Consider the following 13,780-nt stretch of genomic DNA (forward strand, 5'->3'; position numbering starts at 1 on the left):
AGGTATTGGTTAAAAATAATAATGCAAAAAGAACAGTTTAACTATAAAGGCCAATCCATCCGCAGTAAGTTGATAGTTACATTTATTGTTATTTCGTTATTGCCTCTTTGTGTGCTCTCTTGGTTTAGCTTTAATCATGTTACGCAGTCATTAAAAAAAAGCGCCGAAGTAGAACTTAATGAATTAAGCCGCATAGGTAAGCAATTTTCCGAAATTTGGTTTACTGATCATGTTAAGGATATCTATTTACTAAATGATCAGCTCATTTATAACCCGCTACAAAAAAAATTATTTATTGATAAGTTTATAGCTCGCTATGATTTTGTTCGTAATATTCATATTGTATTTGACCCTCAAAATACGCCAAACCCGCTCAGCAATGACAATTTTGTTCATTTAGATCAAGATGCCCTTATTCCCATGCTTGCCAAATTAGAGCAAGGCGCGCAAAGCGTATTTATTTCTACCTCATTACCAGATGTTCATCACTTTATTGCCATGCCAATACGTAATAAGTCACGTGAACTGACCTCTATTGTGTTGGTTGATGTTAATTTTCAAGGATTACTAGATAGCTTACAAAGTATTCATGACGCAAACCCAAGCTTAAACTTTTACCTTGTTAAAAACGGAGTTATTCAAGGCGAAAACCAATCTTTAAGCTTTATTGCTGACAGTGTGAACAATGAAATACACCAGGGGGTATTTACATATTCTAAAAATACCAATGAATTATATTATGCAATTTTAACTGAACTTAACTTTGCCGATGCGAAAGGCTGGCAGTTACTTGTTGAAAAACCAAGTGATGTTATGTTGTTAAGTGCAAGGCAGTATAAACGAATTGCAGTAATAACCAGCAGCATAGCACTGGTGATCATTTTGATATTGTCATTATGGTTTGCACGGCGATTATCACGGCCATTAGTGCAACTAGCTAAAGCAACAGAAAACATAACGAATGGAACTCAAGAACATGTACCAATTTTAACAGATAGTGCTGAGCTACATCAGTTATCTATCGATCTTGAGTTGCTAGTTAACAGTAAAGAGCAACAGCAAACGCGTTTACAACAGCAAAGTGATGCCCTAAAACATGCTTTAAAACAATTAACCGAACAAAAAAATGCTTTAGATGAGCACGCAATTGTGGCTATTACTGACATTAAAGGCAGTATTACATTTGCTAATAACAAATTTTGTGAAATTAGCGGTTACAGTGAAGCTGAGCTGCTGGGGCAGAATCACCGTATACTTAATTCAGGCAGACACAGTAAAAGCTTTTTTAAAGGAATGTATAAAACATTAAAACAAGGCAAAGTGTGGCACGGGCAAATTTGTAATAAAGCAAAAAATGGGTCTTATTACTGGGTTGATACAACGATTTTACCATTTTTCGATGAGCAAGGCCGTACCCAAAGTTATATTGCTGTTCGTACAGATATTACAGAACTAAAACATCAAGAGCTTGAGCTGGAACAGCACAAAACCCAACTGCAGCTTGTACTTGATAGTACTGCGGTTGGGATCTGGGACTGGTATATAGATACCGATAAAGTTTATTTTAATAATCGTTGGGCTGAAATTATCGGGTATACCTTAGCCGAATTAGAGCCAACGAGTATTAATACTTGGCAAGGTAATGCACACCCTGATGATTTAATTGTTTCAGAGCAAAAGCTCGCTGAGCACTTTTGTGGCCAAACAGATTATTATTTTGCTGAGTCTAGAATGAGGCATAAAAGTGGGCAGTGGATTTGGATTTTAGACACCGGCCGTGTTGTTGAGTGGAATACTGATGGTACGCCAAAACGCATGATCGGTACCCACTTAGACATTACTGAACGTAAAGAAATCGAAACCCAATTACAACAAGGGCGTGATCGGTTTGCGTCGTTAGTTGAAAATATCCCGGGTATTGTTTATCGGTGTAAATTTGATAAACAATGGACCATGCTTTACATGAGTGATCAAGCAAGGTTAATTACTGGGTATGAACCATTAGATTTTATCAATAATTACCATCTTGATTTTGTAAATATAATTCACCCAGATGACGTGGCCTTAGTTGAGAAAAGTATTACCGCTGAGGTCCAAAAGCGCAAACCATGGTCAATTGAATATAGGTTAGTAGCATGTGATGGCAGTATTCGCTGGGTTCATGACAAAGGGCAAGCTGTTGTTAATCATGAGGGGGAATTACTCTATTTAGATGGTTTTATTTTAGATATTACTGAGCAATATAATACCCAAGCCCAATTGTATCGTCAGCAGAGCCTGCTTGAAACTATGAGTAAGCAAGGACAAATTGGCGCTTGGGAGGTTGATTTAGAGCACTCGAAAATGTTTTGGTCTGAAGAGGTAAAAGCGATTCATGAAGTCGCCGAAGACTATCAACCCAAAATAGATCAAGCCCTTGATTTTTATAAAGAGGGTATGCATCGTGATAAAATAAGCGAACTATTTGAAGACGCAATAGCTCATGGGCGCAGCTGGGATGTTGAGCTTATAATAATCACTAAAACCGCAAAAGAGCGGTGGGTAAAATCAATTGGACAAGTTGAGTTTAAAGACGGTAAATGTATACGGGTTTATGGCTCTTTTCAAAATATTGATACTTATAAACGGCTTGAATTAGAAAGCATAAAGGCAAATCAATACAATAAAAACCTAGCTAGTTTAACAGTTTCGCCGCAAATACTGTCTGGTAATTTTGATAGAGTAAAAGATTTAGTCGTACAATCTATGTGTGAGGTACTAAACGTTCAACGTGCATCTGTATGGCTGTTTGACGCTGATAGCCAAGAAATGCATTGCATGAGTTTATATATTGCACAGGAAGGTGTACAGCAGCAAGCGTTTACACTAAAAGTTGCAGAGTACCCGAGTTATTATAAAGCTATTTTTGCAGAGGGTTTATTAGCAATTAATAATGTTAATACTCACCCCGCGACTTTAGAATTTATAAAAGATTACACTAAGCCTTTAAATATTAAGTCGATTCTTGATGCTGTTATTTCTACGGGTGATGGGATTTTAGGAGTGCTATGTGCTGAAAGTATTGGTGAATACCGTGCATGGAGCCAAAATGAAGAAACTTACCTACGATCACTGGCCACACTGGTTGGCAGTGTTGTTATGTCGCAAAATCAAAAAGAAACAGCCGAAGAACTAAAAATTGCGCTAGCAAAAGCCAATGACGCGGCATTGGCTAAGAGTCAATTTTTAGCCACTATGAGTCATGAAATACGCACACCAATGAACGGTGTATTAGGTATGCTAGAACTCATAGAGCTAGAGCCTCTTAATAAACCGATACAAACAAAAGTTTCAATTGCTAAAAATAGCGCCCACTCATTACTCTCTGTGATTAACGACATTCTTGATTTTTCTAAGGTAGAAGCGGGGAAAATTGAACTTGAAAGCATTAACTTTAATGCGTGTGATTTGCTAGGACAAGTTGCTGAATCACAAGCATTGCGCGCTCAAGAAAAAAGCATTGAGATTATTCTCGATGTAGTAGGGGTTGTCCCAGCCGAACTCAAAGGAGATCCAGGGCGGATCCGGCAAATACTTACCAATCTAATAAGTAACGCAGTAAAATTCACACAACAAGGTGAGGTAGTTATTACCGCTCATTTAGTGCCATTAGATGAGCGCTATAAGTTAACAATTTCAGTGAAAGATTCAGGGATAGGGATTGATAGCGCAAAACAAAAAGATTTGTTTAGTCCGTTCTCACAAGTGGATGCGTCTACGACACGGCAATACGGCGGAACAGGATTAGGCCTTGCCATATGTAAACAACTTTGTGAGCTGATGGATGGTTCAGTTAGTCTTACTAGTGAGGTGGGTAAAGGCAGTGAATTTACTGCCAGCGTAATGCTGCTTGCGGGTAGTGAAACTCAGCAGAGCATGCCAACTATTGATATGAATCAACTGACTATCTTAGTAGTTGATGACAATGAAACTAATCGCATAGTTATTAGCCAGCAACTGGAACATTGGGGAGCCAAAGTAGAGCTTGCCTGCGACGCAGATCAAGCAATTAGCCTATGTAAAAACCGCGTAAGTAACAATTTGCCGCTTTATGATATAGGTGTGCTCGATATGCAAATGCCTGACATTGACGGGATTGAATTATGTCGTATATTAAAAGCCGATGATGCGTTTAAGGCGATGCCATTAGTGATGATGACCAGTATTGCAGGTATGGAAGGAGCACAGAGATATAGCGATGCCGGTTTTCAGGCTTATTTTCCAAAACCAATCACCACCGCTGACTTGATCTCTGCAATGGCTGTAATTGCTAATAAGAACGGGGTAGTAGATTTGCCCCTTGTAACATCGAGCTATATTTCATCTTTACGCAGTAAAAAACTCAGCAATCACATATTACTTGTTGAAGATAACCCGATTAATCAACAAGTCGCTAAGTTAATGCTAAGCAAGCTAAATTACCAAGTTACATTAGCTGAAAATGGTCAACAAGCATTAGCCACGTTGTCTAAGGTTGCTGGTGGTCACTTTGCCTTAGTGTTAATGGATTGCCAAATGCCGGTAATGGATGGTTTTGATACCACCCGTGCTATTCGTGCCGGTGTTGCAGGCTACAAACACCAAGATATTACTATCATTGCATTAACAGCTAATGCAATGGGTACAGACCGAGAATATTGTTTAGCTACCGGAATGAATGATTACTTAGCTAAACCAATTCAATTGGATATATTAAAAGATAAGCTTGAGCAATATTAAATCGAATCCAAAACCAGTATTAAAACCCATTAAAATAGTGATATTAAGTAAGGGAGCTTATGAGCGATAATAAAAAAATTACTTTAAGAGATGCACAGCCATCTGATGCAGCAACCATTTTGCACTTTATTACTGAGTTAGCAATTTATGAAAAAGAGCCTGATGCAGTAAAAACTGATGAGCAAGCAATTTTAAAAACCCTGTTTAGTGAAGGAGCAACCGCACACAGTATTATTTGCTTTGATGGCGAAGAGGCGATTGGCTTTGCTGTTTATTTTTATAACTACTCTACATGGCTCGGTAAAAATGGTTTGTATTTAGAAGACTTATACGTCAGTCCCGATAGCAGAGGTAAAGGGGCTGGTAAATTAATTATGAAGCACTTAGCACGCCAGGCAATTAGTAAAGATTGTGGCCGCTTCGAATGGGTAGTGCTGGATTGGAATAAACCAGCGATTGATTTTTACAATAGCATTAATGCAAAGCCACAAGATGAATGGATTATATACAGATTAACAGGGCAAGAATTAATCGATTTTGCAGATAATTAAAATGGCAATATAAATAAAAATCATTTGCATTAAGTTTTGTTGCTGTGTAGATTAAACACATCAATATAATTTTGTGCAGGTGATCTCATGGCACGTCCTCAACTAAATGATAGCTTAGATTTACCGCAAGTCGCTCAAGCGCTTAGTCCTTGGCAATCAAATATCATGGCAGGTAACTATGCATTTGAACGCGGTGCGTTACTCGAAGCTCGTGATAAGTACACCACAGCGCATACTCTTGCTGCCCACCTTTTAAGCCAATTTAGTCGAGCAAAAATATGCCAGTCGGTGATTGGTGCTATAGAACATTGTTGCCCGGCATTAGTCGTTGCTGCACATAACCTAGCAGACACGTATCGAGCAATGAATCAATGTGAACAAGCATGTAAATGGCTGTGTGATGTTCATATTACCTTGAGTGATTTAATTCAGCATCCGTGTAATACAGTGCGTACTGTTGTTGTTCATCATCACCATAAAACTTATTTAGAGCTTGTCCAATTTGCTAAGTTGCATAGCCAGCACCCGCACTTGATTGAAAAAATAAATTACACTTTAAGTTATTCATCAGATCAAACAGCAACCTTGCATTAATCAATAAAGCTTAAGCCTTAAAGGAGCAATCATGGCATATACACTACCCCCGTTACCGTACGAATACGATGCACTCGAGCCACATATAGACGCAAAAACCATGGAAATACACCATACTCTGCATCATCAAACTTACATTAATAAAGCCAATGCAGCGCTTGAAGATACGCATTATGCGCAGCAAGATACACAGACCCTATTGCGTAAAATAAATACTCTGCCAGAGTCACTACAAAAAGCCGTACAAGAGCATGCTGGTGGACATAATAACCACTCGCTATTTTGGACAGTGATGAGTCCGAATGGAGGTGGAGAACCACAAGGCGAATTAGCGCAAGCCATTAATACTGCATTTTCAGATTTTGAAAGTTTTAAAACGCAATTTACTAATGCTGCTGTCAGTCGTTTTGGTAGTGGTTGGGCATGGTTAAGTGTTACAGCTAATAAAGAGTTGGTAGTTGAGAGCAGCTTAAACCAAGACAGCCCATTGATGCATGGTAATACACCTATTTTAGGTTTAGATGTGTGGGAGCATGCATATTACTTGAAGTATCAAAATCGTCGCCCTGAATACATTGCCGCTTTTTATAATGTAATTAATTGGGATGAAGTGCAGCGCCGCTACCTTACTGCAATAGGTTAAGTGCCGAAAATGGCTAGTAAACTGTATTTTTTCGCGTAACCTAGTTGTAAGTAGCAGTTAGTTTGAGCATTAATTTATGGATACCAGCCATTGGCAACGTGCCCGTCAAAGCCGCGATCATCGTTTTGACGGGCTGTTTTTTATTGCAGTGAAAAGCACTGGTATATATTGTCGACCAATTTGCCCCGCTCCAACCGCAAAAGAACATAACGTAGAGTATTTTCAGTATGCTCACAGCGCAGCGCAAGCAGGGTTTAGACCGTGCATTCGTTGTCGGCCAGACAGTGCACCAGGCAGTAGCGCTTGGCAAGGTACAAAAACCACTGCACTGCGCGCAAAACAATTAATTGATAATAATTTTACCCAAGAACAAAGTTGCGAACAGTTAGCTGAACGTTTAGGGGTAACAAGTCGTTATTTACGCCGTTTGTTTAGCCAACATTTCGGTATTTCAGTGACGCAATATCGTTTATTTAATCAATGTCATTTTGCTAAAAAGCTGCTACAAGAAACCAGTCTACCTATATCTGAGATTGCTTTTGTAGCAGGGTTTAATAGTATTCGACGCTTCAATGATGCGTTTTTGAATCAATTACATATTTGTCCAAGTAAAATGCGAACCAGTGTAAAGCCTGTAAACTCAACACTCACTTTAAAAATGCCATTTCGACCGCCTTACAATTGGCATGCACTGCGACAGTTTTTAGCAAAGAGACTGATCCCACCAATTGAGTGGTTAACAGATACTAGCTATGGCCGTAGTTTTAATACTGATCATTACCAAGGGCAATTTACAGCCACGTTTGTTGAAGATAAGCATTACTTTTCAGTGGCAATCGACATAAATGAACCACGTTTGTTACAGCCAATTTTAGCTAATATACGTCGGGTACTTGATTTAGACGCAGATACCTCGATGATAGAGCAGCACTTAAACGGCCATATTAGCGGTGCGTTCACATTGACTAAAGGTTTACGTTTACCAGGCATTTGGTCAACCTTTGAAGCGGGGATCCGAGCAGTACTTGGTCAGCAGGTCAGTGTCACTGCGGCGCATAATTTAGTAACGCAGTTAGTGAAAGAACTAGGGGTAACTAACGATGAGCGGACCTACTTTGTGACACCTGAAGCAGTCGCTAACAGTGACTTAGACTTTTTTAAAATGCCTCAGGCACGTAAAAATGCATTGCGAAATTTAGCTAATTTTTGTCAACAACATCCTGAATGCGTCGATTTAGAGCAATGGCTGACATTAAAAGGAATAGGCCCATGGACGGTCAACTACGCTAAGTTACGAGGGCAAAGTCAGCCAGATATCTTACTTGATGGTGATTTAGGCGTTAAAAAAGCACAAGCGAATGCTGCGAGTTTTGACAGTGAGGCGTGCTCTCCATTTCGCAGTTATTTAACTTTTCAATTATGGCAACAACTTGTATGAACAAAGCAACACACACAATTCAAACGCAGATCGATAGTCCACTTGAAAATGTCATCATTCAAGCGACAGATAAGGGAGTGAGTTATGTTGGCTTTTACCCACCAGCACACTACCGCGAAATAAAGATTGAGCAAATCACTAACCCTCATATTATTGAATGTGCAAAACAACTTGGGCAATATTTTAATAAACAGAGACAGAGTTTTTCATTAACCCTGGATACTCAAGGGACTGAGTTTCAACAAGCTGTTTGGCAAGCGTTAATGGCGGTGCCTTTTGGTCAAACCCAAAGCTACAGTGATATCGCAATTGCATTAAATAATCCCAAAGCTGTAAGAGCTGTTGGTGCAGCAAATGGAAAAAATCCAATCAGCATTATTGTACCTTGCCATCGCATTATCGGCGCGAGTGGTAAATTAACTGGCTATGCTGGCGGGTTAAAACGTAAGGAATGGTTATTAAAACATGAAGGGATTTTATAAAATTAGCTAATTTTTTATTTTAACGTCTACACTAAAGGGGAACATTATTTAATAGGAGGGTGAGTGATAAATGAAAAGCTCATTACATGCTTTTATTTTAGTTAGTTTATTTATCTTTAGTTTACAGCTTTTTGCAAATACAGAGCTTAGGTTTTGTTATGAAGATAAAAATGTTGCACCAATGTTTCTAGGCGCAGGTCAAGAAATACCACTTAATGATCCGGGCGCATCTATTGAATTACTGAGACAGCTCGACAAAAAGCTGGATGGATTGACTATAAGCTATCAGCGTAAGCCATGGCAACGATGCTTAAACGATTTGAAAAATAATAATGTCGATGCTGTTATTGCAAGCTACCGTAAAGGGCGAGAGAGTTTTGCTGTATTTCCTAGTACCAGTAATAAAACTCCAGATCCTAGTAGAGCATTTAACCAATTTAGTAGTTGTCTAGTTGGTGGATATAAATTTAGAGATAAATGGCGCACACGAGAGATTTTTCAGCGAAGAGCATTTACCCTCGCGCTACCAAATGGTTATGGCTTATCTAAAACACTGGAACAAGAACCTTTTTTTATTCATTACACTCACTCTCGTGATAAAGCCTTTGAACTTGTTGATAAGGGAGTTGTTGATGCTACTGTTGAGCTTTGTAAAATTGGTAATATTGAAATCACCAATTTTCCTCATACCAATAAAGATGTGCAAGCTATTTATCCTCCTTATGAGTTAAGACATGGCTACTTGGTATTTTCACGGCAGTTTTATCAACAAAATAAAAAACTAAGCCTGAGTATCTGGCAAAAATTAACCTCATTAGATAGTAGTAAATTGTTGATCGACTACTTAACTCATACTCGTGAAAGTCAGTCTTTAACAGTTAGTAATCGATAATAAAAGCTAACTGTAAAGGGGCATTACAGTTAGCATTTATTGATACCAACTTTTATAGTAAATTATGTGAAGTGCGCAATTAACAGCAATAAAATGAGTGCTGAAAGAGCGAATATGCGCTAGCATACTCGCTCTTTTTTATAGTGATCAGTTCAAGGTAACTAAATGGCTCAGTTGTATTTTTATTACTCTGCAATGAATGCAGGTAAATCAACCACATTACTCCAATCGGCATTTAATTATCGTGAACGCGGTATGGAGCCGGTTATATTAACAGCAGCTATTGATGACAGAGCTGGAGTTGGTAAAGTATCGTCACGTATTGGTTTACAAGCCGATGCGCATATTTTTGATGCAGAAAAAGATGTGTTTGAACTGATCAAGGCACTTAATACTGAGCAAAAGCGCCATTGTGTTTTGGTCGATGAGTGTCAGTTTTTATCTAAGCAGCAAGTATTACAGTTAACAGACGTGGTGGATGAATTGGGTATTCCAGTTTTATGCTACGGCTTACGTAATGACTTTAGAGGCGAGCTATTTACTGGATCACATTATCTTTTAGCATGGGCCGATAAACTCATTGAGCTAAAAACCGTGTGTCATTGTGGCCGTAAAGCGAATCACGTGTTACGTACAGACGAACATGGTGAAGCAATCGCAGATGGCGATCAAGTGGAAATCGGTGGTAATAATCGCTACGTCTCTGTGTGCCGTAAGCACTATAAAGCGGCGTTAAATCTCAGCCGCTAATGCATGTATAAACGTATCGACGGATTCTTTAGTGATACCCAAGTGTGTCACTAAACGAAACGGTGCGCTTAGCGAAAACAGTATATTTTGAGCTGCAAATTGATCGAGGGCATTGATGCTAGGATCATCGCCATACACATCATCACCTAAAGGTGCAGTGTACATAGCCTCACGCATCGATTTGCATGGTTGGGTTACGGTATCAGAGCGAAGGTCAATCATGGTGTGTTCCCTATATATTAAACTCTTGGAAAATTTCTTCACGAGTTGCTTGATCAAAATAGCTCCAAGCAATAAAACGACTCACTTTTTGCCCTTGTGCCATATCGATTATTTTAACCTCTGCGACCGGGTGTTTACTCAATTCCCGTTTTAACACACTGAGCGTTTCTTTTTTTGATACAAGTGATGTAAACCACAAGCATTGTTCTGCAAAGTCGGCACTTTCTTTGATCATAGTGGAAATAAATTGGGCTTCTCCTCCTTCACACCAAAGTTCATTATTTTGACCGCCAAAATTTAAGTCTGACTTAGGTGCTTTACCTAAATTGCGCCATTTTCGCTCTGTCCCTTGCGCTGCAGCCTCAAAGCTGGCATGAAAAGGTGGGTTGCATAGTGTTAAATGAAAGAGGTCTTTGGCGTTGATCACACCGTTGAAAATATGCTCAGGTTGCTTTTGCAGTTTAATGTTGATTTTACGGTTATTAAATTGCGCTAACTGTTTGGCAAGCTTTACGGATGTCGGATCAATATCACTTCCTGTGAAGGCCCAGTTATACTCAGCACTGCCCGTAAGTGGGTAGACTAAGCTTGCGCCTGTGCCAATATCAAGCACTTTCACTTGTTTACCAGTGGGGATAAGCCCTTGATTATCAGCACTTAATAAATCGGCTAGATAATGAATATAATCAACGCGCCCAGGGATCGGTGGACATAAGTTGTGCTCAGGCAAATCCCAAAATTCAACATCATAATAGGCTTTTAGTAAAGCTTGATTGAGTGTTTTAACTGCTTTGTTATCGCTAAAGTCGATACTTGTTTGTTTTGCTGGAGTCTCAATTAAATAAGTAGATAAGGCCGGTTCTTTAGCTGTTAAAAGCGTAAAATTATAGCCTTGATTATGACGATTACGAGGGTGTAATTTTGATTTGTTTGGCGAGGCTTTCATTATTGATTACTAACTGAATATACAAGTCGTTAGTTTAACAGATTAATAAACAGAGGGTAATTTTAAACTGCCAAATTACAGGCGTTACTGGTAGGATGAGCACATAATAACAATAGGCTGCATTATGACAATTAAACAAGAATCTGTTTATATTAATTTAAGTGAGCAACAAACGCTGCATTTAAGACGTATATATAACGATGAAAAAACCGGACCTGCGGTTTTATTTGTGCACGGGGCTGTAGAGAATGGCAAAATTTTTTATACTCACAGTAATAAAGGCTTAGCCCCGTATTTAGCCGAGCAAGGTTATGTCTGCTACGTTGCTGATTTACGAGGCCGCGGCGATAGTAAGCCGGCTATTTCAAAGCATGCGCAATATGGTCAAACTGAAGCAATAATTGAAGATATCCCCGCGTTCATTGCTAAAATTACTGAGTTGGAAGGTAAGGCTCCTGCTTACTGGGTTGCCCATTCATGGGGCGGCGTACTAATGAATAGTGTATTTGCTCGCTACCCTGAATATATTAATGATGTGAAAGCCTGTGCTTACTTTGGTACTAAGCGTTCGTTGTATAATCATCATCCTAAAAAATACCTGCAAGGTAATATTATTTGGTATTTATTAGCGCCTATTTTAGCAAAAAAGCACGGCTACTTACCGGCAAAACGTTTAAAGTGGGGGAGTGATGATGAAACACAAAAATCGCATTATCAAAGCATGCAGTGGGCAAAAAGGCGGCCTTGGGTAGATTCTGATGATGGCTTTGATTACGCTAAAATTGTCGCTGGTTTAGAATTACCACCGACACTTCACATTGCGGGAGTGAAAGATAAAGCCCTAGCTCAGCCTATTGATATTCAAAAATTTATTGATGAATCGGGCAAAGGCGTGCAAAAGCTTCAAATTTATGGTCGTAAGCATGGCCATCAGCATGATTACGACCATATTAATATGCTGACTCACTCAAGCGCAAAACTTGATCAATTTACTGATTTAGTTAATTGGTTTGCGGCTCATTAAGTAAGTTATGTAGCGTAGCTTCAAAACGCTTATAATGCTCGGTTGCTTTGGTGTTTATCGGCTTTCGAACTGCTCCTTTACTGAGCGTACTAACGGGTTGCTTCGATTTATAAAAATCTAAGCAACCAGCTTCGTATTCACACCCTAAAAAATTAAAAACGTGCTGTAAAGTTTCTTTCGGCTGGTTTACTAGCTGTTCGTACTGCAATGTGAAAATTGAGTCTGAAAATGCCCTATGCCAATGCTGCATAAGGTTTTGGTATAAGCTGTAATAAGTTTTAAATTCAGGTAATGAACAAAAATAGGGTTCATTTTCGCCAAAGTAATTACTAAAAACCGACCAAGCTGTTGCATCAAAGCCGCGTTGCATATCAATAAACTTGGCGTTCGGGTAAAGCAATTTTATCAGTCCCAGCGACTGATAATTAGCAGGTAATTTATTGATCATAAAGGCACGAATAGATTTGGCATGTTTGAGTTTTAGGGTGTAAATCTCCCTTGCTTGCATTATTACAGAGGGGGTTAGTGCTGATAAGCATTCAGGGTAGGGCAGCTTGGTTTTATGCTCAATAAAAGGCACAACATCTCGACTGATTGTACTATCTTCACCTATGGTGGCAAATTCGCTATGAGTTGCAATTATTTGTTCAAGTAGGGTTGAGCCACTACGGGGCATACCGATAATAAATACTGGCGTTAAGGTCGCGGTAAAACTGCTGTGATCAGATTGGAATAGTTCTACAGGGTGATATTGTTTTATGTGCTCATAAAACTCAACGAGTTGCGCTGTTTTAAAGTCAGTTAATTGAAATTGTAATTTGTTGGCTAGAATATAATAGTTAGCCGCTTGTTCAATATCATTTAGCTTGTCATAACTTTTCGCTAAGGCGTAATAACACACCATTTTTAAGCGTAAATTATTGGTTTGTGTAAGCAAGTGGTGCAAATTACTGATGTAATTATGCTGCTCGTCAAAGCGGCCTAATTGCACTAACTCGTAAAGTATATAAGCTGTGACTGGGTAAAGTCCGATACTGAGTGCTTGAGCGAATGTAGTATGGGCTTTATCGAGTTCGCCATAGGTTAAATAATGTTGTGCGAGGTAGTAATGTGGCTCAGGGTTGTGGCTTGCAATTGATTTTGCGTATTCAAGCACGGTCAGAGCATCTGCTGGTGAATTGACCCCGTTAAACGCATCAGCAAGGGCATGCAGCGGTTCGAGCATATTAGGTAAATGCTCGCAGGCCCGTTGTAATAAGTACACGGCTGCATCAAAGCGTTCGAGTAGTAATGCTATTCGGCCTAAGCCAAAAAGCGCATTGCCGTTGTTTGGATCTGTTTTGAGCAGGGTTTTAAAATGAAACTCTGCCTCTTTTAAACGGTTGTCGGCAAGTAATTGGTTCGCTTTTTCAAGTAGCATACGTCACTGTATTTGGTTTTTAGTGTTGTTCGTTAATTAAATATAAATCGAAAAAGGCGA

General features: G+C 39.2%; 11 protein-coding genes and 1 pseudogene. 9 read left to right on the forward strand and 3 right to left on the reverse strand.

The window, feature by feature from the left end; translation table 11 throughout:
* Window positions 1-21: 21 nt before the first annotated feature.
* From QMA12_RS15540 to QMA12_RS15575, 8 genes are all read left to right on the forward strand, one after another.
* Window positions 22-4,758: a PAS domain-containing protein gene (locus tag QMA12_RS15540; protein WP_290210570.1), complete on the forward strand. Its 4,737-nt coding sequence runs from the start codon at window positions 22-24 to the stop codon at window positions 4,756-4,758.
* 59 nt (window positions 4,759-4,817) lie between these two features.
* A complete protein-coding gene (locus QMA12_RS15545) occupies window positions 4,818-5,309 on the forward strand; it encodes a GNAT family N-acetyltransferase (protein WP_290210571.1) in 492 nt (163 codons plus the stop codon).
* Between the two features lie 87 nt (window positions 5,310-5,396).
* Window positions 5,397-5,903 carry a hypothetical protein gene (locus QMA12_RS15550; protein WP_290210572.1) on the forward strand — a complete coding sequence of 169 codons (507 nt, stop codon included), beginning with the start codon at window positions 5,397-5,399 and terminating at the stop codon, window positions 5,901-5,903.
* Between the two features lie 31 nt (window positions 5,904-5,934).
* The gene (locus QMA12_RS15555; protein ID WP_087531581.1) at window positions 5,935-6,546 is read left to right on the forward strand and encodes a superoxide dismutase; all 612 of its coding nucleotides are present in this window, start codon (window positions 5,935-5,937) and stop codon (window positions 6,544-6,546) included.
* A 76-nt stretch (window positions 6,547-6,622) separates the two neighbouring features.
* Window positions 6,623-7,984, forward strand: coding sequence for an AlkA N-terminal domain-containing protein (locus tag QMA12_RS15560; RefSeq protein ID WP_290210573.1), 1,362 nt, complete (start codon window positions 6,623-6,625; stop codon window positions 7,982-7,984).
* On the forward strand, window positions 7,981-8,466 hold the full coding sequence (locus QMA12_RS15565; protein ID WP_087531579.1) for a methylated-DNA--[protein]-cysteine S-methyltransferase: 486 nt from the start codon (window positions 7,981-7,983) through the stop codon (window positions 8,464-8,466). Before QMA12_RS15560 ends, QMA12_RS15565 begins: the two co-directional genes overlap by 4 nt.
* 70 nt (window positions 8,467-8,536) lie before the next feature.
* Window positions 8,537-9,358 (forward strand): amino acid ABC transporter substrate-binding protein, encoded by an 822-nt coding sequence (locus QMA12_RS15570; RefSeq protein WP_290210574.1) that lies wholly within the window; start codon window positions 8,537-8,539, stop codon window positions 9,356-9,358.
* Between the two features lie 165 nt (window positions 9,359-9,523).
* Window positions 9,524-10,108, forward strand: a complete 585-nt coding sequence (locus tag QMA12_RS15575) for a thymidine kinase (protein ID WP_087531577.1) — start codon at window positions 9,524-9,526, stop codon at window positions 10,106-10,108.
* 90 nt (window positions 10,109-10,198) lie between these two features.
* Here the strand turns inward: QMA12_RS15575 and QMA12_RS15580 are convergent.
* Both QMA12_RS15580 and rlmF read right to left on the reverse strand, forming a co-directional pair.
* Window positions 10,199-10,330, reverse strand: a pseudogene (locus QMA12_RS15580) (beta-eliminating lyase-related protein); the annotation flags it as partial.
* A gap of 10 nt (window positions 10,331-10,340) precedes the next feature.
* On the reverse strand, window positions 10,341-11,276 hold the full coding sequence (gene rlmF / locus QMA12_RS15585; protein WP_087531576.1) for a 23S rRNA (adenine(1618)-N(6))-methyltransferase RlmF: 936 nt from the start codon (window positions 11,274-11,276) through the stop codon (window positions 10,341-10,343).
* Window positions 11,277-11,400: 124 nt separating this feature from the next.
* Between rlmF and QMA12_RS15590 the strand changes: the two genes are divergently transcribed.
* Window positions 11,401-12,300, forward strand: a complete 900-nt coding sequence (locus QMA12_RS15590; protein ID WP_290210575.1) for an alpha/beta fold hydrolase — start codon at window positions 11,401-11,403, stop codon at window positions 12,298-12,300.
* Here QMA12_RS15590 and QMA12_RS15595 read toward each other — a convergent pair.
* Entirely contained in the window at window positions 12,278-13,720 is a 1,443-nt protein-coding gene (locus tag QMA12_RS15595) for a tetratricopeptide repeat-containing sulfotransferase family protein (RefSeq protein WP_290210576.1), read from the reverse strand. The genes QMA12_RS15590 and QMA12_RS15595 overlap by 23 nt on opposite strands.
* Window positions 13,721-13,780 lie beyond the last annotated feature (60 nt).

This window comes from Pseudoalteromonas sp. APC 3893, assembly GCF_030408095.1.
GTDB lineage: Bacteria > Pseudomonadota > Gammaproteobacteria > Enterobacterales > Alteromonadaceae > Pseudoalteromonas.

Excerpts from the sequence above, each read along its gene's own strand:
- QMA12_RS15540 (WP_290210570.1), top strand. The coding sequence starts at position 22 with ATGCAAAAAGAACAGTTTAACTATAAAGGCCAATCCATCCGCAGTAAG.
- QMA12_RS15545 (WP_290210571.1), top strand. The coding sequence starts at position 4,818 with ATGAGCGATAATAAAAAAATTACTTTAAGAGATGCACAGCCATCTGAT.
- QMA12_RS15550 (WP_290210572.1), top strand. The coding sequence starts at position 5,397 with ATGGCACGTCCTCAACTAAATGATAGCTTAGATTTACCGCAAGTCGCT.
- QMA12_RS15555 (WP_087531581.1), top strand. The coding sequence starts at position 5,935 with ATGGCATATACACTACCCCCGTTACCGTACGAATACGATGCACTCGAG.
- QMA12_RS15560 (WP_290210573.1), top strand. The coding sequence starts at position 6,623 with ATGGATACCAGCCATTGGCAACGTGCCCGTCAAAGCCGCGATCATCGT.
- QMA12_RS15565 (WP_087531579.1), top strand. The coding sequence starts at position 7,981 with ATGAACAAAGCAACACACACAATTCAAACGCAGATCGATAGTCCACTT.
- QMA12_RS15570 (WP_290210574.1), top strand. The coding sequence starts at position 8,537 with ATGAAAAGCTCATTACATGCTTTTATTTTAGTTAGTTTATTTATCTTT.
- QMA12_RS15575 (WP_087531577.1), top strand. The coding sequence starts at position 9,524 with ATGGCTCAGTTGTATTTTTATTACTCTGCAATGAATGCAGGTAAATCA.
- rlmF (WP_087531576.1), bottom strand. The coding sequence starts at position 11,276 with ATGAAAGCCTCGCCAAACAAATCAAAATTACACCCTCGTAATCGTCAT.
- QMA12_RS15590 (WP_290210575.1), top strand. The coding sequence starts at position 11,401 with ATGACAATTAAACAAGAATCTGTTTATATTAATTTAAGTGAGCAACAA.
- QMA12_RS15595 (WP_290210576.1), bottom strand. The coding sequence starts at position 13,720 with ATGCTACTTGAAAAAGCGAACCAATTACTTGCCGACAACCGTTTAAAA.